Genomic DNA, 24,980 nt, shown 5'->3' with positions numbered 1-24,980 from the left:
ATTGCGGCGCATTTGGGAAAATGCTGGCCTTCGCCATAAGCCGCGACTAAGCCTCTCGGCATGACAGACGCAAGCGAAAAACCGGCCGAGGCGACGACCGACAAGGTCGGCGTGGTCATCGTTGCAGCCGGCCGCGGCGCGCGCGCCGGACAGGCCGACGGGCCGAAGCAATATCAGCGCGTCGGTGGCCGTGCCGTCATCGCGCGCACGCTGGAGACATTCCTGGCGCATCCCGAAATTGGTCCCGTCGTCGTCGCCATCCATGCCGATGACCGCGCGCTTTTCGACAAGGCAGCCGGCCTGTATGCCGAGCGGGTTACCGCCGTGGTCGGTGGCGAGTCGCGCCAGGCCTCGGTCCGGCTCGGCCTGCTGGCGCTGAGGGATCGTACGCCCGGCCGTGTCCTTGTCCATGACGCGGTGCGGCCGTTTGTCGACGCGGCCCTGATCGACCGCACCATTGCGGCCATTGGCGAGCGCCAGGGCGCGCTGCCCGCTTTGCCCGTCGCCGATACGCTGAAGCGCGAGTCGGCGACCGGCATGATCGAGGAGACGGTGCCAAGGGCCGGCCTTCATGCCGCGCAGACGCCGCAAGGCTTTCCGTTCTGGCCGTTGCTCGCCGCGCACGAAAAGGCCCATCATCTCGGCAAGACAGATTTTACCGACGATGCCGCGATCGCCGAATGGGCGCATATTCCGGTGAAAATCATTCAGGGGTCGCCGGACAATGTCAAACTGACCTGGGCAAGGGATTTTGCGATGGCGGATCAGCGGCTTACTGGCGAGCGTTTTCCAGACATTCGCACCGGCAATGGCTATGACGTGCACGCCTTCGAGGCCGGCGACCATGTCACTCTGTGCGGCGTCGCCATTCCGCACGGCAAGAAGCTTTCCGGCCATTCGGATGCCGATGTCGGCCTGCACGCGCTGACCGATGCGCTGCTCGCCACTTGCGGCGCCGGCGACATCGGCACGCATTTCCCGCCTTCCGATCCGCAATGGAAGGGCGCGGCGTCAAAGATCTTCGTCGAGCATGCGGCCAGGTTGGTGCGCGAACGCGGCGGCCGCATCGCCAATGCCGACATCACGCTGATCTGCGAGGCGCCGCGCGTCGGCCCGCATCGCGAGGCGATGACCAACGCGTTGTCGGCAATGCTGGGCATTTCCAGCGATCGCATCTCGATCAAGGCGACGACCAACGAAAAGCTCGGCTTTGTCGGCCGCGAGGAAGGCATCGCCGCCATTGCCACCGCCAGTGTCGTCTTCCCCGGGGAGGTTCCCGCATGAACAACAGCGACCTCGCCAATGCCCTGCTCCAGGTCTGCCAGCAACGCGGCATCATGCTGGCGACGGCCGAGAGCTGCACCGGCGGCATGATCATCTCGGCACTGACCGACATTGCCGGCTCGTCCGCTGTCGTCGATCGCGGCCTCATCACCTATTCCGATGAAGCAAAGATGGAGATGCTCGGCGTCTCGCCCGCCACACTCGAGGCGCATGGCGCCGTCTCGCGCGAAACGGTTCTGGAGATGGCGGAGGGCGCTCTGGCGCGCTCGCGCGCCGGGCTGGCGCTTGCCGTCACAGGCATTGCCGGCCCAGGCGGCGGTTCGCCGGAAAAACCGGTCGGCCTCGTCTGGTTCGGAGTTGCCCTAAGAGGTGGGCCGGTGGCTGCCGAGCTCAATATGTTTGCCGACAATGGCCGCGACTTCATCCGCCGTGAGACCGTCAAGCATGCGCTGGAGATCGGCCTGCGCGCGCTCGGCGACACTCATGAGATGGGCGTCGTTCCGTAGATGACGTCCGCACGTTTTTCGAAGGCTTCGGAAAACATGCGGAAGGCGCGATCGAACATGGTGCCCATCAACACGCCGAGGATACGGCTCTTGAACTCGTAGTCGATGAAGAAGCGAACGTTGCAGCCGCCGCCGTCGGCCGGCTCGAAGCGCCAGATATTGCTGAGATATTTGAACGGCCCATCGATGTATTTGACGTCGATTGTGTTCTCGTCCGGCTTCAGCAGCACCTGCGTCGTAAAGGTCTCGCGGATCGCCTTGTAGCCGATGCTCATATCGGCGAGGAGAATGGTGCGGCGATCACGCTCCTTGCGAGAGCGCACCGTCAGCGCCTCGCACAGCGGCAGAAATTCAGGATAGGCCTCGATATCGGCGACCAGCGCAAACATCTGCTCCGGCGTGTGGGCAACGCGGCGTGTGGCTTCGAATTTCGGCATTGAAGCAGGATCTAACTGGCTTTTTTGAACTGCGCCTCACGCGCCGCCCGCAGCCTGGCGAAATCGTCACCGGCATGATGCGAGGAGCGCGTCAGCGGGCTCGACGCCACCAGCAGGAAACCCTTGGTCTTGCCGATCGTCGCGAAGGAGTTGAACTCCTCCGGCGTGACGAAGCGGATCACCGGGTGGTGTTTCTTCGACGGCTGCAGATACTGGCCAATGGTCATGAAGTCGACATTGGCCGAGCGCAGGTCGTCCATCAGTTGCAGGATCTCGTTGCGCTCTTCGCCGAGGCCGACCATGATGCCGGACTTCGTGAAGATCGACGGGTCGAGCTCCTTGACCCGCTGCAACAGCCGGATCGAGTGGAAATAGCGAGCACCCGGCCGCACCGTCAGGTAGTTCGACGGCACGGTTTCGAGATTGTGGTTGAAGACATCGGGCTTGGCCGCCACGACGATCTCCAGCGCGCCCTCCTTGCGCAGGAAATCGGGCGTCAGGATTTCGATCGTGGTCAAGGGCGTCGCTGCTCGGATCGCCCGGATAACCTCGGCGAAATGCTGCGCGCCGCCATCGGCGAGATCGTCGCGGTCGACCGAGGTGATGACGACATGGGTCAGCCCCATCTGCTTGACGGCATGCGCGACACGCGCCGGCTCATCGGCATCGAGCGCGGTGGGAATGCCGGTGGCGACATTGCAGAAGGCGCAAGCGCGCGTGCAGATCTCGCCCATGATCATGAAGGTGGCGTGCTTCTTTTCCCAGCACTCGCCGATATTGGGGCAGCCGGCCTCTTCGCACACGGTGACCAGCTTGTGCGACTTCACGATCTCGCGCGTTTCGGCATAGCCCTTCGACATCGGCGCCTTGACGCGGATCCAGTCGGGTTTGCGCAGCACGTCCTGATCAGGCTTGTGCGCCTTCTCGGGGTGCCGCAGGCGCGGCGCGTTGGCGATCGTGTCGAGAACAGTGACCATCTCAAACCTGACTTGTTGGCGTCTGCCCGTCGGCATTCGCCCTTCTGGCGTCATCTAGGACTTTTCGGTGCAAAGAAAAAGGCTGCGGCGGCGCATGCCGCCACAGCCTTTTTCGCATAGCGGGGATCCGGAGCAATTCCAGGAAAAGTGTGACACGGTTTTCCGTCCGGAATTGCGTCAGAAGAACGAGATAAAACGGCGAGCCGTTTTATCGGCGAATGAGCCGCCCGGCAAAGATCAGCAGGCAGGCGCCGATGAAGCCGGTGATCAGGTAGGCGAGCCAGCCGACTCCGAAGGGTTCGATGTTGAGCGCCCTGAGAATTGCGTTCAGCACCACCGCGCCGACAATGCCCATAATGATGTTCATCAAGACGCCGGTATTGCTCTTCATGACCATCTCGGCCAGCCACCCGGCCAAACCGCCGATGATGATGGCCGCAATCCAGCCCACGCCATTCACGTCCATATGCCAACTCCTCCAGTGTCAGGTGAAAATGCATCCGGAAACGAACTGTCTTGCCGTAAGGTTCCTCCGGCGCATGTGTCTGAGTCTCGCGGCACCAATTTATCACGCGTTGAGCGCACGGCCATAGGCATCAAGCACGCTTTCCTTCATCATCTCCGACAGCGTCGGATGCGGGAAGATGGTGTGCATCAGTTCTTCCTCGGTGGTCTCCAGGTTCATCGCCACGACAAAGCCCTGGATCAGCTCCGTCACCTCGGCGCCGACCATATGCGCGCCGAGCAGCTGGCCGGTCTTCTTGTCGAAAATGGTCTTGATGAAGCCCTGGTCCTCGCCAAGCGCGATCGCCTTGCCGTTGGCGCCGAACTGGAAACGGCCGACGCGGATGTCCTTGCCTTCCGCCTTGGCCTTGGCTTCGGTGAGCCCGACCGAGGCGACCTGCGGGTTGCAATAGGTGCAGCCCGGGATCTTCAGCTTGTCTGTCGCATGCACGCCGGGGAAACTGGCGATCTTCTCGATGCAGACCACGCCCTCATGCTCAGCCTTGTGAGCCAGCATAGGCGGCCCGGCGACATCGCCGATGGCGTAGATGCCGGGCACATTGGTCTTGCCGTAACCGTCAATGACGACACAGCCGCGATCCGTCTTCACGCCGAGCGTCTCGAGGCCGAGATTCTCGATATTGCCTTGCACGCCGACGGCCGAGATCATGCGGTCGGCGGTGATCTTCTCGACCTTGCCGTCCTTCATCTCGACATGTGCGGTAACCGAGTTGGTGCCCTTCTCGACCTTGGTCACCTTGGCCTCGAGGATGATTTTCATGCCCTGCTTCTCGAACTGCTTCTGCGCGAATTTCGAGACCTCGGCATCCTCGACCGGCATCACCTCCGGCAAAAGCTCGACCACCGTCACCTCGGCGCCCATGGTGCGGTAGAAGGAGGCGAACTCGATGCCGATGGCGCCCGAACCCATGACCAGCAGCGATTTCGGCATCTCCTTCGGCACCATCGCTTCAAAATAGGTCCAGATCAGCTTGCCGTCCGGCTCGATGCCGGGCAGCGCGCGCGGCCGGGCGCCGGTGGCGAGAATGATGTGCTTGGCGGTATAGGTCCCCTCGCCCTTGACGCCCTTCGGCACCGGCGGCTGCGGCTCCATCGGCTTCTTCGCCGTCTTGGAGACGACGATTTCACCTGGCATTGAAAGCTTGGCCTCGCCCCAGATGACGTCGACCTTGTTCTTCTTCATCAGGAAGGCGACGCCGCCATTGAGCCTCAACGACACTTTGCGCGAGCGGTCGACGACAGCGGCCGTGTCGGCGCTGACCTTGCCGCCTTCGAGCTTCAGGCCGTAGTCCTTCAGATGGTCGGAATAGTGCATGATCTCGGCCGAGCGCAGTAGCGCCTTGGTCGGGATGCAGCCCCAGTTGAGGCAGATGCCGCCGAGATGCTCGCGCTCGACGATGGCAGTCTTGAAGCCGAGCTGGGCGGAGCGCACCGCCGTGACATAGCCGCCGGGGCCTGAGCCGATGATGATCACGTCGTAGGATTCAGCCACGGGGTTTCTCCCTGATTTTTCTCTAGAGTTCCAGCATCACGCGCACCAATGGCGCCAGCGCCTGGCCGATATTTCGCGTGTTTTCGGCATCGAGATGGACGCCGTCGATCGGTGTGGTCTCGGCCACCGTGCCGGCATCGAAAAAGCCGCAGCCGGCCTCGTCGGCGAGCGCGGAATATTGCGGCGCCAGCCGCTTCGAGGCCTCGTCGCCGCCGGCAAACATTTCCTTGAATTCGGCATTGTCCGTGCGGCTGACCGCTGGTGGCGCGACGATCAGGATTTGCGGCGCGGCCCAGTCGAACGGATAATCGTGGCCGCGCACGATGTCGATCAGCCGCTGCACGCCCTGCTTGGCCGCGACCGGATTGCCGTGGATCCAGGGCTTCATGTCGTTGGCGCCGAGCATGATGATGATCAGGTCGAGCGGCGCATGGCTGGTCAGGATCGTCGGCAGCACCTTGGCGCCATTGCGGTCGGCACCAGCCAGGTGATCGTCGAAAGCCGTGGTGCGGCCGTTCAGACCTTCGGCAATGACTTCGATATCGTCGTCGCCCAACGCCGCCTTGAGCACGCTCGGCCAGCGATCTTCCAGCGCATGACGCCCGAGGCTCGCCGCGTCATAGCCCCAGGTCAGGGAATCGCCGTAGCAGAGGATCGTCTTCATGCACCCGCACCCGCCTCCGCCCTAAGCCCGCGCCGCACGCGCCATCCCACGAACAGCCACTGCACGATAACCGTGGCGATGCTTGGCAAAAACAGACCGGCGACAACGGGGAGATCGCCCGACCACTGGGCTTTGCCAGGCGGCTGCGAGAAGGTCCAGGCAATCAGCCCGATTCCGGCCAGCACGAACAACGAAACCCCAACAAGCCCCGTCAGGTTTATCGCCCTTTGCGGGTTTGGCACGAACTGCGCGATGAAAAACGCCACGGTCGCAACGATGGTGACCAGCGCCGAAACCATGAAGACCAGGATGTATTCGGAATTCGCATTGGTGACGATTGCCAGCCACAGCGCCACCAGCCCGCCGGCCAGGCCGGAAAGGATCAGGGCGAAAAGGCTGGTGACGAATTTCCGCACAGCCTTTTTCCTTCCTAGACCAGCATGCCCATCGGATTTTCGATCATGCGCTTGAAGGCGACCAGAAGTTCGGCGCCGAGCGCACCGTCGACGGCGCGGTGATCGGTCGACAGCGTCACCGACATGATATTGGCGATTTTGATCTCGCCATTCTTGACCACCGGCCGCTGCTCGCCCGCACCCACCGCCAGGATCGTCGCATGCGGCGGGTTGATGACGGCGGCAAAGTCCTTGATGCCGAACATGCCGAGATTGGAGACAGCCGTCGTGCCGCCTTGATATTCCTCAGGCTTCAGCTTGCGGCTGCGGGCACGGCTCGCCAGATCCTTCATCTCGTTGGAGATAGTGGACAGCGTCTTTTCGTCGGCGTGGCGGATGATCGGCGTGATCAGGCCGCCGGGGATTGACACGGCAACGCCGACATCGGCGTGCTTGTGCTTGACCATGGCGCTTTCGGTCCACGATGCATTGGCATCCGGCACCGCCATCAGCGCCATCGCCATCGCCTTGATCACCATGTCGTTGACCGAGAGTTTGTAGACGGGAGCCTCGCCCTTGTCGGTCTTCTTCGTCGGAGCAGCCGCATTGATCTGTGTGCGCAGCGCCAGCAGCGCATCGAGCTCGCAGTCGAGCGTCAGGTAGAAATGCGGGATGGTTGTCTTGGCCTCGACCAGGCGGCGCGCAATGGTCTTGCGCATATTGTCGTGCGGGACGAGCTCATAGGACCCTTCGGCAAACAGCTTCAGCACCTGTTCGTCCGACATCGCCTTGGGTGCCGCAGCCGGAGCCGCAGGTGCCGGAGCGCCGGCAGGTGCGGCCTTCGCGGCCGGTGCAGCCTTGGCGCCACCGCCGGCAATCGCCGCCTCGACATCGGCCTTGACGACACGGCCATGCGGGCCGGTGCCGGTTACGGCGGACACATCGACGCCTGCATCCTTGGCGATGCGACGAGCCAGCGGCGAAGCGAAGGTGCGCTCGCCTGACGATTGGCTGATCTCCCCCCTTGTGGGGGAGATGGCCGGCAGGCCAGAGGGGGGCGCGACAGACTGAGAGGTCGGCGGGGCAGCGCCCCCCTCTGTCGACTTCGTCGACATCTCCCCCACGGGTGGGGAGATTGACGCCTTATCCTGTTTGGCATCGGCTTTCGCGGGCGCGGCATCGCCGCCGCCCTTTGCCGCTGCACCTGCATCCTCGCCTTCGCCGGCGAGAATGGCGATCAGCGCATTGACCTTCACGCCTTCGGTGCCGGCCGGAACGACCAGCTTGGCGACCGTGCCCTCATCGACGGCCTCGACTTCCATCGTCGCCTTGTCGGTCTCGATCTCGGCGATCACGTCGCCCGGCGAAACCTTGTCGCCTTCCTTGACCAGCCATTTGGAAAGATTGCCCTCTTCCATCGTGGGCGACAGCGCCGGCATGGTGATGTTGATTGGCATGATGTCCTCCCGACCGGCTCAGCGATACGTGACGGCTTTGACCGCCTCGATGACCTCGCCGACATTGGGCAAGGCCAGCTTTTCGAGGTTCGCCGCATAGGGCATCGGCACGTCCTTGCCGGCGATGGTGATGACCGGCGCATCGAGGAAGTCGAAGGCGCGCTGCGAAACCTGGTTGGCGATGTGGTCGCCGACCGAACTTTGCGGGAAACCTTCTTCGACCACGATCAAGCGGTTGGTCTTCTTCACCGAGGGAATGACGGTGTCGAGGTCGAGCGGACGGATGGTCCTGAGATCGATGATCTCGGCATCGATGCCCATGCCGCGCAGCTCGGCTTCCGCCTTGATGGCATAGGTCATGCCGATGCCGAACGAGACGATGGTGACGTCCTTGCCCTGCTTGTGAATGCGCGCCTTGCCGATCGGCAGCACGAAATCATCGAGCTTCGGCACGTCGAAGGACTGGCCGTAGAGGATTTCGTTTTCAAGGAAGATGACCGGGTTCGGATCGCGGATCGCCGCCTTGAGCAGGCCCTTGGCGTCGGCAGCCGTGTACGGCATCACGACCTTCAGGCCGGGAATATGGCTGTACCAGGCGGCATAGCACTGCGAATGCTGGGCGCCGACGCGGGCGGCCGCACCGTTCGGTCCGCGGAACACGATCGGTGCGCCCATCTGGCCGCCCGACATATAGAGCGTCTTGGCCGCGGAGTTGATGATCTGGTCGATCGCCTGCATGGCGAAGTTGAAGGTCATGAATTCGACGATCGGCTTCAGGCCGGCCATTGCCGCACCGACGCCGACGCCGGCAAAGCCATGCTCGGTGATCGGCGTGTCGACCACGCGGCGCGGCCCGAATTCCTGCAGCAGGCCTTGCGTGATCTTGTAGGCGCCCTGGTATTCCGCGACCTCCTCGCCCATGACGAAGACATCGCCGTCGCGGCGCATTTCCTCGGCCATGGCATCGCGCAAGGCCTCGCGCACCGTGGTCGAGATCATCTCGGTGCCGGCGGGAATATCCGGATCGGCGGCAGGTTTGGCTGCCGGAGCGGCGGGAACTGCCTTCGGAGCCTCGCCGGCATCCTGGGGAGCCGCCTTTGAGCCTTCCTCGGCTGCATCGGTCCGCTGACCGCCAGCGGAAACGGCATCCTGGGTTGAGGCAGGCTGGCCGCTCTTTTCGACATCGCCTGCACTTTCGCCGTCCTGCAGCAACACGGCGATCACCGCATTGACCTTGACGCCTTCGGTGCCGGCGGGAACCACGATCTTGCCGATCGTGCCTTCATCGACGGCCTCGACTTCCATCGTCGCCTTGTCGGTTTCGATCTCGGCGATGACATCACCGGCGACGACCTTGTCGCCCTCGTTCTTCAACCACTTGGAAAGATTGCCCTCTTCCATGGTCGGCGAGAGAGCGGGCATGAGAATTTCGATCGGCATGTCCTTGCCCTCCCGTTACAATACGATGTCGGTCCAGAGCTCGGACGGATCCGGCTCTGCGTCGTGCTGGGCAAATTCGGCGGCGTCGGCGACGATGTCGCGGACTTCCTTGTCGATGTTCTTGAGCTCGTCCTCGGTCGCCCACTTCTTGGCCGTCAGCCGCGCCTTGACCTGCTCGATCGGATCATGATCCGAGCGCATCTTCTGCACTTCTTCCTTGGAGCGGTATTTCGCGGGATCCGACATCGAGTGACCGCGATAGCGATAGGTCTGCATCTCGAGGATGATCGGACCGTTGCCGGCACGGCACCATTCGGTCGCTTGATCGCCGGCGGATTTGACCGCACGCACATCCATGCCGTCGACCTGAATGCCGGGAATCTTGAACGAGGCGCCGCGATGCGAAAAATTGGTTTCGGCCGACGAGCGCGACACCGAAGTGCCCATGGCGTAGCGGTTGTTCTCGATGATGTAGATCACCGGCAGCTTCCACAGCGAGGCCATGTTGAAGCTTTCATAGACCTGACCCTGATTGGCAGCGCCATCGCCGAAATATGTCAGCGACACATTGTTGTTGTCGCGGTAGCGGTTGGCGAAGGCGAGACCGGTGCCGAGCGAGACCTGCGCGCCGACAATGCCGTGGCCGCCGTAAAAATGCTTCTCCTTGGAGAACATGTGCATGGAGCCGCCCTTGCCCCTCGACAGGCCACCACGGCGCCCGGTCAGCTCGGCCATGACGCCGCGCGGGGAAAGCTCCATCGCCAGCATGTGGCCATGATCGCGATAGGCGGTGATCATCTGGTCGCCGTTGATCAGCGACATCTTCATGCCGGTGACGACCGCTTCCTGGCCGATATAGAGGTGGCAGAAGCCGCCGATAAAGCCCATGCCGTAGAGCTGGCCGGCCTTTTCCTCGAAGCGACGGATAAGCAGCATGTGCCGGTAGGCGGCAAGCTCCTCGTCCTTGGTGAAGTCGGCCGGCTTGGGGGCGGAAAGCCCCGTTGATTTGGCGGATGTCGATTTAACGGATTTGGCAGGCGCTTTTTTGGCGGCGGTGGCCATGCATCACTCCCTGTTGGCGTCTCTTTGCGGACACTAAAGCAGACCATGTCTGCTCCGGGGAGGATCAGCTCCTCCCCACCGATTGGAAGGAAGCTAACATGCGAGACCGCGTTTCGCCATGCAGAAAAACGCATGGCTGGCATGCGCCTAAACGCCCAGAATCATTAGAGATAACAGCGATTAACCGAAATTCGGTTATTTCGAATTGGCCGGCAGCATGATGGTGATTTCATCGGGCTGGGACAGATTGAGCGCCCGGCGTGCCTGCTCGTCGAGCATATCCTTTTCAAGCGTGCCCTCATGCATCAGCTGGACGCGCCGCTCCAGATCGATCCGGCGCGCCTTGATGGCATCGTACTTGGCCTGCAATTCGATGGTCTGCGCTTCGAGCTGATATTTGGAATTGATGCCGAACTCGCCATGATAGGCATGGAAGCCGAAATAGGCCAGGAACGCCACGCAAAGCGACGGGATGATCAGCCGGCCGGTGTTTCTCTGCTTGTGCTGGCGTGTCCACATGGTCGCAATCCTTTGACCGCCATTGTCGCTCGATTGTGCTTAATGGACGGTTACGGACAGGTGCATTAGCCAGCGGCCGCAACGAAAAAGGGCGGGAAAATCCCGCCCTTCCATCGTTTTCGCCAGTTCGGCAGAATTTAGGCTTTGACCACCGACTTGCCAGCGTAGCGCGCCTGCTTGCCGAGCTCTTCCTCGATGCGGATCAGCTGGTTGTACTTGGCCATGCGATCCGAGCGCGACAGCGAACCGGTCTTGATCTGCCCGCAATTGGTGGCGACGGCGAGGTCGGCGATGGTCGAATCCTCGGTTTCGCCCGAACGGTGCGACATGACTGCGGTGTAGCCTGCCTTATGCGCGGTCTCGACAGCGTCGAGCGTTTCGGTAAGCGAGCCGATCTGGTTGACCTTGACCAGGATCGAATTGGCGACACCCATGCGGATGCCGTCGCGCAGCCGCGCCGTGTTGGTGACGAAGAGGTCGTCGCCAACCAGCTGCGTCTTGTTGCCGATCAAATCGGTCAGGTACTTCCAGCCCTCCCAGTCGTCCTCGGCCAGGCCGTCCTCGATCGAGATGATCGGATAGTCGGCGGCGAGCTTGGCCAGGTACTTGGCCTGCGCCTTCGGATCGCGGGTCTTCTTCTCGCCCTCATAGACGTAATTGCCGTCCTTGAAGAATTCGGTCGCCGCACAGTCGAGACCGAGCGCGATCTCTTCGCCCGGCTTGAAGCCGGCCTTCTCGATTGATTCCATGATGAAATCGAGCGCCACCGGCGCACTCTTCAGATTGGGCGCGAAGCCGCCTTCGTCGCCGACATTGGTGTTGTGGCCGGCATCCTTGAGCTTCTTGCGCAGCGTGTGGAAGATTTCCGAGCCCCAGCGCACGCCTTCGCGCAAAGTCGGCGCGCCGACCGGCAGGATCATGAATTCCTGGAAATCGATCGGATTGTCGGCATGCGCTCCGCCATTGATGATGTTCATCATGGGCACCGGCAGCAAATGCGCCTTGGTGCCGCCGACATAGCGGTAGAGTGGCAGGCCGGCGGCTTCCGCTGCTGCCTTGGCGACCGCCAGCGAAACGCCGAGAATGGCGTTGGCGCCGAGCCGGCTCTTGTTGGGCGTGCCGTCGAGCTCGATCATGGTCTGGTCGATGTGGATCTGGTTCTCGGCTTCCATGCCGCCGATCGCCTCGAACAGCTCGCCATTGACGGCCTCGACCGCCTTGAGCACGCCCTTGCCGAGATAGCGGGCGCCACCGTCGCGCAGTTCGACGGCCTCATGCGCGCCGGTCGACGCGCCCGACGGCACGGCGGCGCGGCCCATTGAGCCGTCTTCGAGAACGACGTCGACCTCGACGGTCGGATTTCCACGGCTGTCCAGGATTTCACGCCCGACAATGTCGATGATGGCGGTCATTGCGATGTCCCCGATTGATCGATTGAAAGCGTCGCGCCCCTCTTAGCCAAAGTGCCGCAAAAGGCAATCAGGAATGGCATGAAATAAGGTGACGGTCGCCCCATGCGCTCAGGCCGTGGGGCATGGGCGACGCCATCTGAACGCAAACAGCCCGCCCTGACGTCATATGTCTGGCGCCGCATGGGGCGGCTGCCCCTCCCCTTTTATCGCGGCAATGCCTTATCACGAAATACCAGGCGGCGCACAAACTCCAGCCGATGCTTCAAAAGTGGCTACCGCCAACGTGACAGACTTCACAATGCAGAGAATTCGAAGATGTTAGGGTCACATCTACAACGCGAACTATTTGGCGACCACAGTGAAATGAACAAGCTTGAACTCTTTGGGGAGGCGGCAATGGCAGCGATTTCAGGTACTGGCTGGGAACTTCTTATTAGCCGCAAAGTCGAGCATGTGAGGGGCACCAGACGCAGGACGGTTGGGACCTATAAAGTCTTTCACAACGGCACGGCAGTAACGGGTCTATCGGGGTTCGTGTGTGAATCTCGCGGCCCAGGCGACAATTCCAAAGAAGACAATGGCAGGCGCATCGAGCCCGGAACCTATCCACTGGCGACACAGGCCGGGGGCAAATATGTGACGATCGGATACACTGGCGGCAAGACGCCACCCAAACCTGGACTCGAACTGCTGAAGACCAACAAGCGCACCGAAATCCTGATCCATCCGGGCGTCAATTTCCTGTCCAGCGTCGGATGCATCAACCCAACGAAGAAGGTGAGCGGTCCGCTTTCCGACATGGATTTCACGGAGAGCCGAACCCGAGTAATCGCCCTCATCGACGATCTGAAAACCTTTGCCGGCGGTGGCTTTCCGAAAAGCAACGGCACGCGAATTCCCGATGCTTCGGTGGTCGTCGAAGGCGAACCGGTGCTGTCGACCGAGAGTGTCGAGAGCGTGCTCGAAGCGGTTGAGGGCGATCCGAACAAGGGTTTGCCAGCAGCGGTCTTCCAGAAATTCGCGCCGAGACCGGCAAGCGGTTCCAAGCGAACAATCTATGACGGTTACATCGGCGCCTTTACCTCCGACAAAGGCCTCAAGACACTTGGCGATCATGGGGTGTGCAACAACTATGATCGGCTGATGCATTTCTTCGCTCAAGCGGCGATGGAAACCGGTGGCTTCACCCTCATTCGGGAATCCCTGACCTACACGACCGTGGCGGCAATCCGGAACGCATGGAGGTCGCGAGCCGCGGGCAAGACCGATCAGTGGATCGAGGACAACCTGCTGCGCAAGCCGCAAGCCCTGGGCGACTGGGCCTATGGCGGCCGCATGGGCAATGTGAAAGGAACGCTGGACGGCTTCAATTTCCGCGGCGGCGGCACGTTCCAGACCACCGGGCGCGACGCGTACACGGCCAAGGGCAAGCTCGCCAAGGTCGACCTCGCCAATCATCCTGAACTGATCGAGGATCCGCAGATTTCGCTGCTCGCAGCTTGCGCCGAATGGAAAGGGTCAGGCTGCAATGCCTTTGCCGATGCCGGCCTGATCAAAAAGATCTCGCGCGCGATCAACGTCGGCAACGCCAATTCCACCACGCCGGCCAATGGCGAAGCGGATCGGATCGCCTGGCATGAAAAGGTTTTCAAGGCGGTGAAGAATGCCGGACTCCTCGGCTGAGCATGCCTCGGATCACGTTCGACAACACCACGTCATTATAATTCAGAGATAACAATCTATGTGTCGATTAGGATGGTGATGCGCGGGGCGAAACAGGAGGAGTTTCGCCATGTCCGAGTTGAGCGGTATCGTGAGTTTGTTCCTGATCGCGGCGGCGTTCCTGACGTCGTGCGATACGCAGCAGCCGCCAAAGGCGGCGACGCAGCTGTCCACGCTTTACGCAGCAGAATAGAAACTGTCGGGTTACACTGAAGGCCCCCGTTTCGGAATTTCGGGGGCCTTTTCACGTCAGGCGTCAGCGCAGCTGATCATGCCAATACGGCGTGACCTTGTAGTAATCATAGGAAGCATCACGTGCGGCCTCGCCATCGGCGCCGGCCAGTTCATTGATCGAATAGGCGGGTGCTGCCTTCAGCTGCTCCTTCGAGAACGGCACGACATAGCCGCCCTTGTCCTCGTCATAGTCGAGGCTCGCCCACGGAATGGCGTGATACTTCTCGCCAATGCCGAGAAATCCACCGAACCCGATCACCGCGAACATGATGCCGTTCGACGTCTTGTCGAGCATGATGTCCTCGATGCTGCCGATGCTCGTGCCTTCGGTGTTGTAGACCGACGTGCCGATGACGCGCGAAGCGGCGATGGCTTCGGTGTGGCCTGTCTGGGTGGTCATGGCTGCTGCTCCTCATGTCGTTGATCGATACTTTGACAATGAGGTGCGCGGGCGAAAGTTCCCGTTTTTTCGAGCGGCGGGCGGTTACTCCGCGAGGATGAACGTCACCTTCATGTTGACGCGATACGCCGCGATCCTGCCGTCCTCGACGACGATCTTCTGGTCCTGGATCCAAGCGCCTTCGACGTTCTTCAGGGTTTTGGATGCCCGCTCAATCCCCTTCTCGATGGCGTCCTGAAAGCTCTTTTTCGACGACGACGTGATTTCGGTGACGCGGGCGACGGACATTGCTTCCTCCTGCCAAGACGCTCATTTGCAGCAGCGAGCCTACAGCCGGCTTATGCCTTCCACAAGCAGGGCAGCGCGCGCGCCATAGCCGAAACCATCAGCCTCGGTTCAGGTCAGCAGCATTCTTGGCGATGCGGTCGAATGCCATCAGTCTTTCGAGCAGCGCCGGCATGTCCTTCAGCGGCAGCATGTTGGGCCCGTCGGAGGAGGTCGAATTGTCGGGATCCTGGTGGGTCTCTATGAACACGCCGGCGACGCCGACGGCAACGGCAGCCCGCGCCAGCGTCTCGACAAAGCGGCGCTCGCCACCGGAGGAACCGCCCTGCCCGCCCGGCTGCTGCACCGAATGGGTGGCGTCGAAAATCACCGGCGCGCCGATCTCTGCCATCACAGGCAAAGCCCGCATGTCCGACACCAGCGTGTTGTAGCCGAAAGACGCGCCGCGCTCGGTGGTCAGCACATTGAGGTTGCCCGAACCGGTGATCTTGGCCACCACGTTCTTCATATCCCAAGGCGCCAGGAATTGCCCCTTCTTGACGTTGATCACCTTGCCGGTCTTGGCGGCGGCGACCAGCATGTCGGTCTGGCGCGACAGGAAGGCCGGAATCTGCAGCACATCGACATGGTGTGCGACGATCGCGCACTGCTCCTCGGTGTGGACATCGGTCAGAATGGGAACCGAAAATTCCTTGCGCAACTCGTCGAACACCGGAAGCGCCGCGTCCATGCCGGCGCCGCGCGTTGCCGACAGCGAGGTGCGGTTGGCCTTGTCGTAGCTGGTCTTGTAGACGAGGCCGATGCCGAGCTTGCCGGTCAGTTCCTTCAGCGCGCCGGCCATGTCGAAAGCGTGCTGGCGCGATTCGAACTGGCACGGGCCGGCGATCAACGCCAAGGGCCCGCTATTGTCGAAGACGACGTTGCCGACGGTTACCGACGAATTCGGCGCCAGCGAATTGGGCCATTGCGGCTTGCTCATGGGGTCTCCCGGAAGATGAAAGCCGCGCCCTGTCCGGATGCCGGCTGCACGACGATTTCGTTGCCCGCTATATCGTGCCCGACGGCGTTGTCTGCAAGCAGCCTCGCGACAGCGCCGACACTGCGGACTGAAAAGACAATCGCGGCGAAGCGAACTCTTGTCGGCGCACCGGCCGGAATGTCGAAGCGCGCGGTGAAAGCCGCAGGATCCAGAACGGTCAGATGCGCATTCGGCAGGTCGAAGACCGCGCTGCTCTGCTGCTCCGAGCCAACCACTGTCGAGATCAGGCTGATCTGTGTGGAAGGCGCGTCGCTGACCGCGACGATTTCGGCAATGCCGGTCACGCCGTTGGCATGGGCCTGCAGTGCCGAACGGTCGATTTGAGGGGCGTTGATCCGCTCGCAAGCGAACAGAAAGGCGTCCGTCGTCTCGGCGCCGGCGGCGAAAGCCAGTTTGAACGAGGCCATGTCGCTCTTTCCGGCCGTGTCGGTGAAGGCGCGGGAAAAGCTCAGCACGTCTCCCGCCGACAGGCCGGCTTTGATAAAGCGCGCATGGTCCGCATCGGCATCATCGGTGGCCAGCACCACGGCGGAAAAGCCCTCATCGCCCAGGCTGGCGCGATAGAGCCGGTCGCGGGCGACAAAGACATTGCCGCCGGCGATCGCACTCGCTGCCACCTGTTCATTCCCAACCGCCAGCGGTTCGAGATAGGTGCCGTCGGCAAGGAAGACGCAGCAATTTTCGGTGCCGAAGGGATGAACGCCGGTTGGCGCGACGATGAAGCCAAGCGATGTCAGCCGCGCCCGCGCCACGGCGAGGCTCGCCGTCGGCAGCACCAGATGGTCAAGCGGATGGGTCGTGCTGGTCATGCCGGCGCGGTGTGCATCATTCCCGAAATTGGTTCAAGGCCTCTTGCCGGCCCGATCAGGCCGTCGCCACGATATCGGCCGAATAGCGCAATTCGCGCAAGGGTTTGACCCGGCTGGTCGTCTCGGCATAGAGCGGGTGCGCCTTGTATGCGGCAAGCGCGGCATCGTCCTCGAACTCGGCATAGACGACCACGTCGATCGCATCCGACAGCGGATCGACCTTGGTGTTGAGCGTCACCTCGAAGAGGCTTGAATGCGGGATCTTGCCCAGTGTGAGCAAGCCCGTGCGCACGGCCTCGACATCGTCCTTGCGCCGCGCGCTGAAGAAAACGATATGCCGGATCACGCCTGCCTCCACGTTCGATTTGCGGCATGTTTTGTGTGAGCGGGACCGTCGCGTCAACCGCCACGATGTCGCGCCCGGCAATGCCGGCAGGCGACTTTGCAGAGGCGCAAAAAGCTAGGCTTTGCCGGTGACGTAGCGCACGACGCGCGACATCTCCCTGACCGTCGTGTCGAGATAGCGGCCCTGATTGTAGAGGCCGTCCCAGATCAGGAAAAAGGCGATGGCGACGATGACGATGACATAACGCATGGCTGAAACTAACGTATGTGGCTGTTCGTAACCATAGCGATTTCGCCGAGGGCCGCGCTCTCCCGCGGATTCTGGCCTCAGGCCGGCAAGCTGGGCCAGCGCCGCACGAAGCTTGCCTCTTGAAGTTTCGGCCAATGCCATGGAAGATTGTGGCGAAAATTCACGCGGGCAGCGGCATTCGCGCCTGGCGAATGAAAAGTGGAGGATGTGGGGGCCGGCAGATCTTGCGCCGCCCCGCGGAAGTCCAGGGGGGTGTGAGATGGCTGTCAGGGAATACAAAGGCATCGGCGACGCCATCAGGCTGGACGAACTCAATTTCGCCGAGATGGTCAAGGGCCTGCCGGCCAAGGCGCGCATGGTGCTGTCGGCGGCGATGAAATTGCCGCGCGGTTCGCTGAAGGTGAGGATGCCGGATGGCCGGGCGGTGCTTGTCGGCGGCAATGGACCCGGGCCGGATGCCGAACTGGTGTTGAAGAACTGGCGCCTGCCCGGCCGTGCCTTTTCCGGCGGCACCATCGGCGTTGCCGAATCCTACATGGACGGCGACTGGGAAAGCCCTGATGTAACCAGCTTCCTCGAATTGTTCGTCGTCAACTCGGCCGTTGGCGAACGCATTGCCGGCGGCGCCAGCTGGCTCATCAACACGGTCCAGCGCATCCGCCACTGGTTCAACGAAAACACCCGCACAGGCTCGAAGCGCAACATCTCGGCGCATTACGATCTCGGCAACGCCTTCTACAAGCAATGGCTCGATCCCAGCATGACCTATTCGTCGGCGCTCTATGCGACCGGCGCCAACGACCTGGAAAGCGCTCAGGCCGCCAAATACCGCGCGCTGGCCAAGGATACGGGTATCGGCAAGAAGGACCATGTGCTCGAGATCGGCTGCGGCTGGGGCGGTTTTGCCGAATTTGCCGCGCGCGAGATCGGCTGCCGCGTCACCGGCCTGACCATCAGCCGCGAACAGCACGATTTCGCCAAGGCGCGCATCCAGAAGGCGGGACTGTCTGACAAGGTCGACATCAAGCTGCAGGATTACCGAGACGAAACGGGCACTTACGACCGCATCGCCTCGATCGAGATGTTCGAGGCGGTCGGCGAAAAATATTGGCCGGTATTTTTCGGCAAGATGAAGGCATGCCTGAGGCCCGGCGGCACCGCCGGCCTGCAGATCATCACCATCAACGAGGCCGCCTACGACACCTATCGGGCGCGGCCGGATTTCATCCAGCGCTATGTCTTCCCAGGCGGCATGCTGCCGACGCCGTCGATCCTGAAGACGCTGGGCAGCGACCATGGCCTTGCCCATCTGCGCGAGCGCGTCTTTCCGGACGACTATGCCCGCACGCTTGCCGAATGGCGCAACCGCTTCTGGGCGTCGTGGGAAAAGATCGTCCCGCTCGGCTTCGACGACCGCTTCAAGAAGCTTTGGGAATTTTATCTCCACTATTGCGAAGCCGGCTTTAGAGCCAGCTACATCGACGTGCGCCAAGTGGTCTACAAAGCCTGATCCGAAGCGTGATTGAGCGGGCGTATGCCCGCTCGTTTTCCCTGTTAGCTGCACGTTGCCTCAAAGCAGGATGCGATACTTCGCAAACCCGGATTCGCCCTCGCCGGCCGGCTCGATCTTGAGCGATTTCACCCCAGATATGAAATCCTTCGCTTTGGGGCCGGTCTCGAACACGACGCTGGTGCCGGGCAGCGGCGTGAACGACCAATTGTCGTCGGCCGAGGGGTTGATCGTGCCTTCGCTGACGACGTAGCGCACGATCACGTCGCGGTTGGTGTCCGGCGCCTCGTAGATGATCTTCGAGGCATTGATGTCGGGGAAATTGCCGCCACCGCCGGCGCGGTAATTGTTGGTGGCGACGACGAATTTCGCTGCCGGATCAATAGGCTTGCCGTCGAAGCTGAGGCCGACGATGCGGTTCGAGCCGGCATTGGCGACGCCACCCTTGGCATCGTATTTTGGCGGCTGCGACAGGTCTATTCCGTAGCTGACGCCATCGATCACATCGAAATTGTAGGACGGGAATTCGGTGTCGATGAGCGCCTGGTCGGCCTTGCCCGGCTCGATCTTCCTGAAAATGCCGGCCGACATTTCCAGCCATTCCTTCACTTGCGCGCCGGTGATTTCGACGGCGCGCACCGTGTTCGGATAGAGATAGAGGTCGGCGACGTTCTTGATGGCGATGTCGCCCACCGGCACGTCGGTATAGTAGTCGGCGCCGTTGCGCCCGCCGGCCTTGAAGGGTGCTGCCGCCGACAGCAGCGGCACATCCTTCCACTGCGTGCTTTTTAATATGTCCTTGAGGTACCAGCTCTGCGCCTGGTTGACGATCTGCACCGACGGATCGTCGGCGACCAGCGCGAAATAGGAATAGAGCGGCGCCGAGGTCTTGCCGACCGGTCGGCGGACATAGGCAAGTGTCGCCTCATGGTCCGCCTTGAGCGCATCGACGACGCGCTGGTCGTCCGCCACCGTCGGCTTGTTTGCCTTGTCGACGCGCTCGTAGATCGGCCTTGCCTCAGATGTGGCCGAGGCTACGCGCCATTTCGATCCGTCCCGTTCCAGAAGCAGATCGATCAGTCCCATATGCGAGCCCCAGAAACCGCCCGTGTCGTTGGCTTTGTCTGCGTAGTAGTCGTAAGGCAGCACATTCACATGGATGTCGGTGGTCTCCATGATCCTCAGATGCGCCTGATTGGCCTGCGCGCGGGCGGAAAACGGATGGAGCATGATCAGCGCCCCGCTGGCGGCCGTACCGGCAAGAAAACTACGGCGGGAGACGGGGTAATTGAGATGCGGCATTGGTTTTCCTTCCCAGCGACGTGACAAGATCCCAGCCCCGAGCGGAAGCTTCGCGCCGAAAACCGGCCATGTCCATCGGGAAGTCAGTCGATCAGCTAAAGGTGACGGTTGGATGAATATCCTTGGCCGCGGTTGAGAACCTCAGCCCTTGTTATCATCGCCCTGGGTGATCAGCCGCGCGCTGCGCTGGCCGGTGAAATAGATCCATAGCCAGCTAAGCGACACCGAGAGCCGGTTGCGAAAACCGATCAGGAAGTAGATATGCGCCACGCCCCACAGCCACCAGGCAAGCCATCCCGTGAGCTTGATCGAGCCGAAATCGATCGCGGCTGCCCACTTGCCGATCGTCGCCAGGTCGCCGGCATGTTTGTAGCGGAAAGGGCGCGGCGCGCTATCGCCGGCCAGCCGCGCCCTGATCGTCGCGGCAACATGCTTGCCCTCCTGCTTGGCCGAGGGCGCCACGCCGGGCACCGGTTTGCCGTCCGGCCGCAAGACATGCGCGGTGTCTCCGATGACGAAGATTTCAGGACTGTTCGGCACGGTCAGATCGGGCTCGACCATTGCCCTGCCCGCCCGGTCCACCGGCGCGCCCAGCCACTCTCCCGCGGGTGAAGCCGCCACGCCGGCGGCCCACAGGATGGTTCGCGCCGGCAGATGCGTATCGCCAAAGACGACGCCTTCGGCATCGAGGCGCGTGACGGCGCGGCCAAGCTCGACCGTGACGCCCCGCCGCTCCAGCGCCTTGCGCGCATAGTCGGACAGCTTTGGCGCGAAATTGGCTAGGATCCTGTCTCCGGCCTCGACCAGCACCACACGCGCCTCACGCGTGTCGATGTTGCGGAATTCGCCGCGCAGCGTTTCATGCGCGAGTTCGACAATGGTGCCGGCAAGCTCCACGCCGGTCGGGCCGCCGCCGACGATGACCAGTGTCAGCAGTGCCTGGCGCTTGGCCGGATCGGTCTCGCGCTCGGCCTGCTCGAAGGCGAGCAGGATGCGCCGGCGAATGGTGGTTGCATCTTCAAGCGTCTTCAGCCCGGGCGCGAAAGGCTCCCATTCGTCGTGGCCGAAATAAGCATGACGCGCGCCGGTGGCGAGCACCAGCGTGTCGTAGGGAACAGAACTGCCGTCCTCAAGCAGCACGCATTTGCCTGGACGGTCGACGCCGGTGACGTTGCCGAGCAGGGTCGTCACGTCCTTGCGCTTGCGCAGCAGATGACGGATCGGCCAGGCAACTTCCGAGGTCGCCAGCGAGGTGGTCGCCACCTGGTAGAGCAGCGGCTGGAAAAGGTGATGGTTGCGCTTGTCGATCATGGTGATGCGCACGGGTGCGCCGGCCAGCGCCCGGGTGAGTTCGAGACCGCCGAACCCTGCGCCGACGACAACGACATGATGGCTGGTTTCACTCATCGCATTCACCCCTGTTTGTCTCCCTTTATCTAGTGATTTTTGTGCACCGCAACAATGTCGCGGCGCGCTAGACTGCCGCGCGTAAGGCTGCCCAGGACTCGTCGCCGGATGTCGCGAATGCCTATGTCGGCAAGCCTGGACGGGTATAGCCTTGCAGGGGCTGGAACCACGGGAGTGAAGCATGGCCAACGACGATGACAAAGATGGCAAAGGGCGGGCGCAATATTCTTCGCCGCCTTGCTTCATGCACGAACTCGATCCGGAATTTCGCGCGCCATTGACCGACTGGACCGATGTGCGCCGTTGGCGCAAGGCCGAGCGCGAGCGTCTGATCGCGGCACGGTTGGCGGTTTCGGCCGATGCGCGGGTGGCGATGTCGCGGGCTATCACCGAAGGCCTCGACGCGGCAATCGGCGACATTGCCGGCCGCATGGTCAGCCTCTACTGGCCGTTTCGCGGCGAGCCGGACCTGCGGTCGTGGATGGCGTCGATCAACCAGCGCGGCGGCCGCACGGCACTGCCCATCGTGATCGAGAAAGGCCAGCCGCTGATCTTCCGCGCTTATGTGCCTGGCGACCGGCTGGAAAAAGGCGTCTGGAACATCCCTATCCCCGCCGAAGGCGACCCGGTGCTGCCCGACATCGTCATCTCGCCGATCGTCGGCATCGACCCGCGAAACTACCGCCTGGGCTATGGCGGCGGCTTCTTCGACCGCACGCTGGCTGCCATGCCGTTCAAGCCATTGGTCATCGGCGTCGGCTACGAACTGCAGCGCATAGCCACCATCTACCCGCAGCCGCACGATATTCCGATGGATAGGCTGGTGACCGAGGCTGCTCAGGGCTAGGCCAGTTCCGGCTTCATGCCCATCGCCGTGCGATCGACGATCTCGCGCAGGGCAAACGACGAATTGATCTTGGTCACGTGCGGCATCGCCGACAGCCACTCCTTGTGGATGCGCTCATAGTCGACCAGATCCTTGGCGGCGATGCGCAGGATATAGTCGTATTCGCCCGACATCAGGTGGCAGGACAGCACATTGGGGCAGCGCTTGATCGCCGCCTCGAAATCCGACAGCGTCTTTTCGAATTGTCCCGACAGCGATATGTGCACGATCGCCGTCATCTGGTGGCCGAGCGCTGCATTCGAAAGCCGGGCGTGATAGCCGCGGATGGTGCCGGATTTCTCCAGATTGTCGAGCCGGCGCGAACAGGCCGACTGCGACAGGCCGACCCTTTCGGCGAGCGCCGCATTGGGTATGCGGCCATCCTTCTGCAGTGCCTCGAGAATGGCGATATCGATCCTGTCGAGCGGCATTGCTCGTGATTCCTGCGAAACTTCCTTGATTTCGCGCAACGATTATCGAAACGCGTGACCCCGCGCAAGCGCATTCGCAAACACCTGCGCAACGATTCGTGGTTCACTCGCTTGATACAGGGAACGAGCCCGAAGGGCCGGATCAGGAGAAGACTATGCGCGTCGGCTGCCCCAAGGAAATCAAGAACCACGAATACCGAGTCGGCCTGACGCCGGGCTCCGTCCGCGAATATGTCGCGCATGGCCATGAAGTGCTGGTCGAAAGCGGCGCCGGCGCCGGCATCGGCGCCGATGACAATGCCTACCGCGCCGCCGGCGCCACCATCGCCAGGACCGCCGCCGACGTGTTCGCCAAGTCGGACATGATCGTCAAGGTCAAGGAGCCGCAGCCCAACGAATGGGCGCAGCTGCGCGACGGTCAGATCCTCTACACCTATCTGCACCTGGCCCCCGATCCGGAGCAGACCAAGGGCCTGCTCGCGTCCGGCGTCACCGCAATCGCCTATGAGACCGTAACCGACGACCGCGGCGGCCTGCCGCTCTTGGCGCCGATGTCGGAAGTTGCCGGCCGCCTGTCGATCCAGGCCGGCGCGACCGCGCTGCAGAAGGCCAATGGTGGCCGCGGCGTGCTGCTCGGCGGCGTGCCCGGCGTACTGCCCGGCAAGGTCGCCGTGCTCGGCGGCGGCGTCGTCGGCCTGCATGCCGCCCGCATGGGGGTCGGCCTCGGCGCCGACGTCACCATCATCGACCGCTCGATCCCGCGCCTGCGCCAGCTGGACGACCTCTTTACAGGCCGCGTCCACACCCGCTACTCCACAGTCGAGGCGCTTGAGGAAGAATGCTTCTCGGCCGACATCGTCGTCGGCGCCGTGCTCATCCCGGGTGCTGCTGCACCCAAGCTGGTGACCCGCGAAATGCTGTCGGGCATGAAGAAAGGCTCGGTGCTGGTCGACGTCGCTATCGACCAGGGCGGCTGTTTCGAGACCTCGCACGCCACTACCCATGCCGAGCCGACCTATGAGGTCGACGGCGTGATCCACTACTGCGTCGCCAACATGCCGGGCGCCGTGCCGGTGACCTCGGCGCACGCGCTCAACAACGCGACGCTGCATTATGGCCTGCAGCTGGCCGACAGGGGCCTGAAGGCACTGGTCGACGACCACCATTTGCGCAACGGTCTCAATGTCCACAGGGGCAAGATCACCAATCGCGCCGTCGCCGAAGCACTCGGCTACGAGCTGGTCGAACCGAAAGTGGTTCTGGCTGCCTGACCAGACCTAAATCCTGATCTCACCTAAATTGGGAAGACTTGCTCCCGTCAGCCCGCCGGCTCATCCCGGTGGGTTTTTTCTTGCGGGCAAAACGCCGGCAACAAAAAAGCGGAGCCAAAGCCCCGCTTCCTCGATATCGAGATCCCCGCCGGTTCATCCGCGGTCGGCAATCCATCGACACTCACCTTTTAACGTATGAATGCGACGGCAGTACGACAGTTCGCCGCCAGTCGGCGCGCCACCGTGTGCCGGCGATAGTCGCGGGCGCTGTGTGAAGCGTTTCACATCAGCCATCCGAAAAACCTGCACAGACAGGGGTGCCAACTTGACGGATCGAGCCGTCACACGGTTCCCAACTGCCCGCCAGACCACCGGCGGGCATCTTTTTGTCAGAAACGCTCGATGCGGCACTGATAACAATTGTTGCGCGCCGAGCGGACGTGGACATAGGCGATGTTAGCGCGCTCAAACAGCGTCTCTGCCCGCGCCGCAATGCCGCCAGTCGGAATGACGCCGCCGCTGCCATAGACGATGCGGTCATCCGCACCATAGCCGCGCACGATATAATCGCTGCTCTCAAGCATCTCTGGAAGCGCTTCCGTCTCGGCTGCGCGTTCGCATTCCTGCGCATGCAGGAAGATCGGGCCTGTCTCGGCGTAAGGCTGCAACGCCGGAAACGGCCGATAGGCCACGATCAGATAGCCATCGCCTTCGGCGACGTTTCTCAGGCAATGCCGGCACGGCACCCCGTCGCCATCTGAAACCTTCCGCTCCGGCGTTTGCCCGTAAGCGTCCGGCCCGCCGCGCTGCAGCGCTCTCACATCTTCTGTCGGCAAGGCTTTGAACTGGACGGTCATGGCTAAATCTCCGGTGTGGTTGACCGGAAATTATGCCCCCGCCGAGGTGCTTCCCACCCGAT

The 24,980-nt window shown here is 62.3% G+C and carries 28 protein-coding genes; 7 read left to right on the top strand and 21 right to left on the bottom strand.

What is annotated here, in order from left to right; all coding sequences use genetic code 11:
- The first annotated feature begins 60 nt into the window (after nucleotides 1–60).
- Complete coding sequence (locus tag NKJ58_RS22420; RefSeq protein ID WP_352519461.1) at nucleotides 61–1,284, top strand: bifunctional 2-C-methyl-D-erythritol 4-phosphate cytidylyltransferase/2-C-methyl-D-erythritol 2,4-cyclodiphosphate synthase; 1,224 nt, start codon at nucleotides 61–63, stop codon at nucleotides 1,282–1,284.
- Nucleotides 1,281–1,790, top strand: a complete 510-nt coding sequence (locus NKJ58_RS22415; protein WP_023696095.1) for a CinA family protein — start codon at nucleotides 1,281–1,283, stop codon at nucleotides 1,788–1,790. The genes NKJ58_RS22420 and NKJ58_RS22415 overlap by 4 nt, the downstream gene beginning before the upstream one ends.
- Here NKJ58_RS22415 and NKJ58_RS22410 read toward each other — a convergent pair.
- The 11 genes from NKJ58_RS22410 to eno all read right to left on the bottom strand — a co-directional run bounded on the left by NKJ58_RS22410 (nucleotide 1,766) and on the right by eno (nucleotide 12,170).
- The gene (locus tag NKJ58_RS22410; protein ID WP_023748665.1) at nucleotides 1,766–2,227 is read right to left on the bottom strand and encodes a type II toxin-antitoxin system RatA family toxin; all 462 of its coding nucleotides are present in this window, start codon (nucleotides 2,225–2,227) and stop codon (nucleotides 1,766–1,768) included. The genes NKJ58_RS22415 and NKJ58_RS22410 overlap by 25 nt on opposite strands.
- Before the next feature lie 11 nt (nucleotides 2,228–2,238).
- Nucleotides 2,239–3,204 carry a lipoyl synthase gene (gene lipA / locus NKJ58_RS22405; RefSeq protein WP_023748666.1) on the bottom strand — a complete coding sequence of 322 codons (966 nt, stop codon included), beginning with the start codon at nucleotides 3,202–3,204 and terminating at the stop codon, nucleotides 2,239–2,241.
- A 208-nt stretch (nucleotides 3,205–3,412) separates the two neighbouring features.
- Nucleotides 3,413–3,670, bottom strand: coding sequence for a GlsB/YeaQ/YmgE family stress response membrane protein (locus tag NKJ58_RS22400; RefSeq protein WP_023668920.1), 258 nt, complete (start codon nucleotides 3,668–3,670; stop codon nucleotides 3,413–3,415).
- A 102-nt stretch (nucleotides 3,671–3,772) separates the two neighbouring features.
- Nucleotides 3,773–5,221: a dihydrolipoyl dehydrogenase gene (gene lpdA / locus NKJ58_RS22395; RefSeq protein ID WP_023748667.1), complete on the bottom strand. Its 1,449-nt coding sequence runs from the start codon at nucleotides 5,219–5,221 to the stop codon at nucleotides 3,773–3,775.
- A 22-nt stretch (nucleotides 5,222–5,243) separates the two neighbouring features.
- On the bottom strand, nucleotides 5,244–5,885 hold the full coding sequence (locus tag NKJ58_RS22390) for an SGNH/GDSL hydrolase family protein (RefSeq protein WP_023755213.1): 642 nt from the start codon (nucleotides 5,883–5,885) through the stop codon (nucleotides 5,244–5,246).
- Complete coding sequence (locus NKJ58_RS22385) at nucleotides 5,882–6,301, bottom strand: hypothetical protein (RefSeq protein WP_023668917.1); 420 nt, start codon at nucleotides 6,299–6,301, stop codon at nucleotides 5,882–5,884. The genes NKJ58_RS22390 and NKJ58_RS22385 overlap by 4 nt, the downstream gene beginning before the upstream one ends.
- A gap of 14 nt (nucleotides 6,302–6,315) precedes the next feature.
- A complete protein-coding gene (locus NKJ58_RS22380; protein ID WP_023668916.1) occupies nucleotides 6,316–7,737 on the bottom strand; it encodes a pyruvate dehydrogenase complex dihydrolipoamide acetyltransferase in 1,422 nt (473 codons plus the stop codon).
- A gap of 18 nt (nucleotides 7,738–7,755) precedes the next feature.
- On the bottom strand, nucleotides 7,756–9,177 hold the full coding sequence (locus tag NKJ58_RS22375) for a pyruvate dehydrogenase complex E1 component subunit beta (RefSeq protein ID WP_352519460.1): 1,422 nt from the start codon (nucleotides 9,175–9,177) through the stop codon (nucleotides 7,756–7,758).
- 15 nt (nucleotides 9,178–9,192) lie between these two features.
- On the bottom strand, nucleotides 9,193–10,239 hold the full coding sequence (pdhA, locus tag NKJ58_RS22370) for a pyruvate dehydrogenase (acetyl-transferring) E1 component subunit alpha (protein WP_023682559.1): 1,047 nt from the start codon (nucleotides 10,237–10,239) through the stop codon (nucleotides 9,193–9,195).
- Nucleotides 10,240–10,434: 195 nt separating this feature from the next.
- Complete coding sequence (locus NKJ58_RS22365; RefSeq protein ID WP_023682560.1) at nucleotides 10,435–10,758, bottom strand: FtsB family cell division protein; 324 nt, start codon at nucleotides 10,756–10,758, stop codon at nucleotides 10,435–10,437.
- A gap of 137 nt (nucleotides 10,759–10,895) precedes the next feature.
- Nucleotides 10,896–12,170 (bottom strand): phosphopyruvate hydratase, encoded by a 1,275-nt coding sequence (gene eno / locus NKJ58_RS22360; RefSeq protein WP_023682561.1) that lies wholly within the window; start codon nucleotides 12,168–12,170, stop codon nucleotides 10,896–10,898.
- 102 nt (nucleotides 12,171–12,272) lie between these two features.
- Here eno and NKJ58_RS22355 point away from each other — a divergent pair, with 102 nt between their 5' ends.
- Together NKJ58_RS22355 and NKJ58_RS22350 are read left to right on the top strand one after the other, a co-directional pair.
- Nucleotides 12,273–13,853, top strand: a complete 1,581-nt coding sequence (locus NKJ58_RS22355; protein WP_352812884.1) for a glycoside hydrolase family 19 protein — start codon at nucleotides 12,273–12,275, stop codon at nucleotides 13,851–13,853.
- Between the two features lie 109 nt (nucleotides 13,854–13,962).
- The gene (locus tag NKJ58_RS22350) at nucleotides 13,963–14,085 is read left to right on the top strand and encodes a hypothetical protein (protein ID WP_023688444.1); all 123 of its coding nucleotides are present in this window, start codon (nucleotides 13,963–13,965) and stop codon (nucleotides 14,083–14,085) included.
- A gap of 63 nt (nucleotides 14,086–14,148) precedes the next feature.
- Here the strand turns inward: NKJ58_RS22350 and NKJ58_RS22345 are convergent, their stop codons facing one another.
- From NKJ58_RS22345 to NKJ58_RS22320, 6 genes are all read right to left on the bottom strand, one after another.
- Entirely contained in the window at nucleotides 14,149–14,526 is a 378-nt protein-coding gene (locus tag NKJ58_RS22345; protein ID WP_352519458.1) for a PRC-barrel domain-containing protein, read from the bottom strand.
- Nucleotides 14,527–14,610: 84 nt separating this feature from the next.
- Nucleotides 14,611–14,814, bottom strand: a complete 204-nt coding sequence (locus NKJ58_RS22340) for a dodecin family protein (protein WP_023668908.1) — start codon at nucleotides 14,812–14,814, stop codon at nucleotides 14,611–14,613.
- 97 nt (nucleotides 14,815–14,911) lie between these two features.
- The gene (gene kdsA / locus NKJ58_RS22335) at nucleotides 14,912–15,790 is read right to left on the bottom strand and encodes a 3-deoxy-8-phosphooctulonate synthase (RefSeq protein WP_031244139.1); all 879 of its coding nucleotides are present in this window, start codon (nucleotides 15,788–15,790) and stop codon (nucleotides 14,912–14,914) included.
- Nucleotides 15,787–16,659, bottom strand: a complete 873-nt coding sequence (locus tag NKJ58_RS22330; protein WP_023752296.1) for a VOC family protein — start codon at nucleotides 16,657–16,659, stop codon at nucleotides 15,787–15,789. Before NKJ58_RS22330 ends, kdsA begins: the two co-directional genes overlap by 4 nt.
- A gap of 55 nt (nucleotides 16,660–16,714) precedes the next feature.
- Nucleotides 16,715–17,005, bottom strand: a complete 291-nt coding sequence (locus NKJ58_RS22325; protein WP_023696086.1) for a Dabb family protein — start codon at nucleotides 17,003–17,005, stop codon at nucleotides 16,715–16,717.
- Between the two features lie 114 nt (nucleotides 17,006–17,119).
- Nucleotides 17,120–17,254 carry a hypothetical protein gene (locus NKJ58_RS22320; RefSeq protein ID WP_023688440.1) on the bottom strand — a complete coding sequence of 45 codons (135 nt, stop codon included), beginning with the start codon at nucleotides 17,252–17,254 and terminating at the stop codon, nucleotides 17,120–17,122.
- 259 nt (nucleotides 17,255–17,513) lie between these two features.
- Between NKJ58_RS22320 and NKJ58_RS22315 the strand changes: the two genes are divergently transcribed.
- Nucleotides 17,514–18,764, top strand: a complete 1,251-nt coding sequence (locus tag NKJ58_RS22315; RefSeq protein ID WP_023743028.1) for an SAM-dependent methyltransferase — start codon at nucleotides 17,514–17,516, stop codon at nucleotides 18,762–18,764.
- A gap of 60 nt (nucleotides 18,765–18,824) precedes the next feature.
- Here the strand turns inward: NKJ58_RS22315 and NKJ58_RS22310 are convergent, their stop codons facing one another.
- Nucleotides 18,825–20,066, bottom strand: a complete 1,242-nt coding sequence (locus tag NKJ58_RS22310) for a 5'-nucleotidase C-terminal domain-containing protein (RefSeq protein WP_352853828.1) — start codon at nucleotides 20,064–20,066, stop codon at nucleotides 18,825–18,827.
- A gap of 141 nt (nucleotides 20,067–20,207) precedes the next feature.
- Nucleotides 20,208–21,473 (bottom strand): NAD(P)/FAD-dependent oxidoreductase, encoded by a 1,266-nt coding sequence (locus tag NKJ58_RS22305; protein ID WP_023752297.1) that lies wholly within the window; start codon nucleotides 21,471–21,473, stop codon nucleotides 20,208–20,210.
- A 181-nt stretch (nucleotides 21,474–21,654) separates the two neighbouring features.
- Here NKJ58_RS22305 and NKJ58_RS22300 point away from each other — a divergent pair, with 181 nt between their 5' ends.
- On the top strand, nucleotides 21,655–22,320 hold the full coding sequence (locus NKJ58_RS22300; RefSeq protein ID WP_023743031.1) for a 5-formyltetrahydrofolate cyclo-ligase: 666 nt from the start codon (nucleotides 21,655–21,657) through the stop codon (nucleotides 22,318–22,320).
- Here the strand turns inward: NKJ58_RS22300 and NKJ58_RS22295 are convergent.
- Complete coding sequence (locus NKJ58_RS22295; RefSeq protein ID WP_023668897.1) at nucleotides 22,317–22,790, bottom strand: Lrp/AsnC family transcriptional regulator; 474 nt, start codon at nucleotides 22,788–22,790, stop codon at nucleotides 22,317–22,319. The two genes, NKJ58_RS22300 and NKJ58_RS22295, sit on opposite strands and share 4 nt — an antisense overlap.
- 155 nt (nucleotides 22,791–22,945) lie before the next feature.
- Between NKJ58_RS22295 and ald the strand changes: the two genes are divergently transcribed.
- Nucleotides 22,946–24,061, top strand: a complete 1,116-nt coding sequence (gene ald / locus NKJ58_RS22290) for an alanine dehydrogenase (RefSeq protein ID WP_352853825.1) — start codon at nucleotides 22,946–22,948, stop codon at nucleotides 24,059–24,061.
- A 389-nt stretch (nucleotides 24,062–24,450) separates the two neighbouring features.
- Here the strand turns inward: ald and NKJ58_RS22285 are convergent, their stop codons facing one another.
- Nucleotides 24,451–24,918 carry a DUF1203 domain-containing protein gene (locus NKJ58_RS22285; protein WP_023682573.1) on the bottom strand — a complete coding sequence of 156 codons (468 nt, stop codon included), beginning with the start codon at nucleotides 24,916–24,918 and terminating at the stop codon, nucleotides 24,451–24,453.
- Nucleotides 24,919–24,980: the final 62 nt, after the last annotated feature.

This window comes from Mesorhizobium sp. M0139 (assembly GCF_040322455.1).
Taxonomy (GTDB): domain Bacteria; phylum Pseudomonadota; class Alphaproteobacteria; order Rhizobiales; family Rhizobiaceae; genus Mesorhizobium.
Note: the sequence above shows the minus strand (reverse complement) of the source record. Positions and strands in the feature narration are given on the sequence as shown.

Excerpts from the sequence above, each read along its gene's own strand:
- NKJ58_RS22420 (WP_352519461.1), top strand. The coding sequence starts at position 61 with ATGACAGACGCAAGCGAAAAACCGGCCGAGGCGACGACCGACAAGGTC.
- NKJ58_RS22415 (WP_023696095.1), top strand. The coding sequence starts at position 1,281 with ATGAACAACAGCGACCTCGCCAATGCCCTGCTCCAGGTCTGCCAGCAA.
- NKJ58_RS22410 (WP_023748665.1), bottom strand. The coding sequence starts at position 2,227 with ATGCCGAAATTCGAAGCCACACGCCGCGTTGCCCACACGCCGGAGCAG.
- lipA (WP_023748666.1), bottom strand. The coding sequence starts at position 3,204 with ATGGTCACTGTTCTCGACACGATCGCCAACGCGCCGCGCCTGCGGCAC.
- NKJ58_RS22400 (WP_023668920.1), bottom strand. The coding sequence starts at position 3,670 with ATGGACGTGAATGGCGTGGGCTGGATTGCGGCCATCATCATCGGCGGT.
- NKJ58_RS22390 (WP_023755213.1), bottom strand. The coding sequence starts at position 5,885 with ATGAAGACGATCCTCTGCTACGGCGATTCCCTGACCTGGGGCTATGAC.
- NKJ58_RS22380 (WP_023668916.1), bottom strand. The coding sequence starts at position 7,737 with ATGCCAATCAACATCACCATGCCGGCGCTGTCGCCCACGATGGAAGAG.
- NKJ58_RS22375 (WP_352519460.1), bottom strand. The coding sequence starts at position 9,177 with ATGCCGATCGAAATTCTCATGCCCGCTCTCTCGCCGACCATGGAAGAG.
- pdhA (WP_023682559.1), bottom strand. The coding sequence starts at position 10,239 with ATGGCCACCGCCGCCAAAAAAGCGCCTGCCAAATCCGTTAAATCGACA.
- NKJ58_RS22365 (WP_023682560.1), bottom strand. The coding sequence starts at position 10,758 with ATGTGGACACGCCAGCACAAGCAGAGAAACACCGGCCGGCTGATCATC.
- eno (WP_023682561.1), bottom strand. The coding sequence starts at position 12,170 with ATGACCGCCATCATCGACATTGTCGGGCGTGAAATCCTGGACAGCCGT.
- NKJ58_RS22355 (WP_352812884.1), top strand. The coding sequence starts at position 12,273 with ATGCGCTCAGGCCGTGGGGCATGGGCGACGCCATCTGAACGCAAACAG.
- NKJ58_RS22350 (WP_023688444.1), top strand. The coding sequence starts at position 13,963 with ATGTCCGAGTTGAGCGGTATCGTGAGTTTGTTCCTGATCGCGGCGGCG.
- NKJ58_RS22345 (WP_352519458.1), bottom strand. The coding sequence starts at position 14,526 with ATGACCACCCAGACAGGCCACACCGAAGCCATCGCCGCTTCGCGCGTC.
- NKJ58_RS22340 (WP_023668908.1), bottom strand. The coding sequence starts at position 14,814 with ATGTCCGTCGCCCGCGTCACCGAAATCACGTCGTCGTCGAAAAAGAGC.
- kdsA (WP_031244139.1), bottom strand. The coding sequence starts at position 15,790 with ATGAGCAAGCCGCAATGGCCCAATTCGCTGGCGCCGAATTCGTCGGTA.
- NKJ58_RS22330 (WP_023752296.1), bottom strand. The coding sequence starts at position 16,659 with ATGACCAGCACGACCCATCCGCTTGACCATCTGGTGCTGCCGACGGCG.
- NKJ58_RS22320 (WP_023688440.1), bottom strand. The coding sequence starts at position 17,254 with ATGCGTTATGTCATCGTCATCGTCGCCATCGCCTTTTTCCTGATCTGG.
- NKJ58_RS22315 (WP_023743028.1), top strand. The coding sequence starts at position 17,514 with ATGGCTGTCAGGGAATACAAAGGCATCGGCGACGCCATCAGGCTGGAC.
- NKJ58_RS22310 (WP_352853828.1), bottom strand. The coding sequence starts at position 20,066 with ATGCCGCATCTCAATTACCCCGTCTCCCGCCGTAGTTTTCTTGCCGGT.
- NKJ58_RS22305 (WP_023752297.1), bottom strand. The coding sequence starts at position 21,473 with ATGAGTGAAACCAGCCATCATGTCGTTGTCGTCGGCGCAGGGTTCGGC.
- NKJ58_RS22300 (WP_023743031.1), top strand. The coding sequence starts at position 21,655 with ATGGCCAACGACGATGACAAAGATGGCAAAGGGCGGGCGCAATATTCT.
- NKJ58_RS22295 (WP_023668897.1), bottom strand. The coding sequence starts at position 22,790 with ATGCCGCTCGACAGGATCGATATCGCCATTCTCGAGGCACTGCAGAAG.
- ald (WP_352853825.1), top strand. The coding sequence starts at position 22,946 with ATGCGCGTCGGCTGCCCCAAGGAAATCAAGAACCACGAATACCGAGTC.
- NKJ58_RS22285 (WP_023682573.1), bottom strand. The coding sequence starts at position 24,918 with ATGACCGTCCAGTTCAAAGCCTTGCCGACAGAAGATGTGAGAGCGCTG.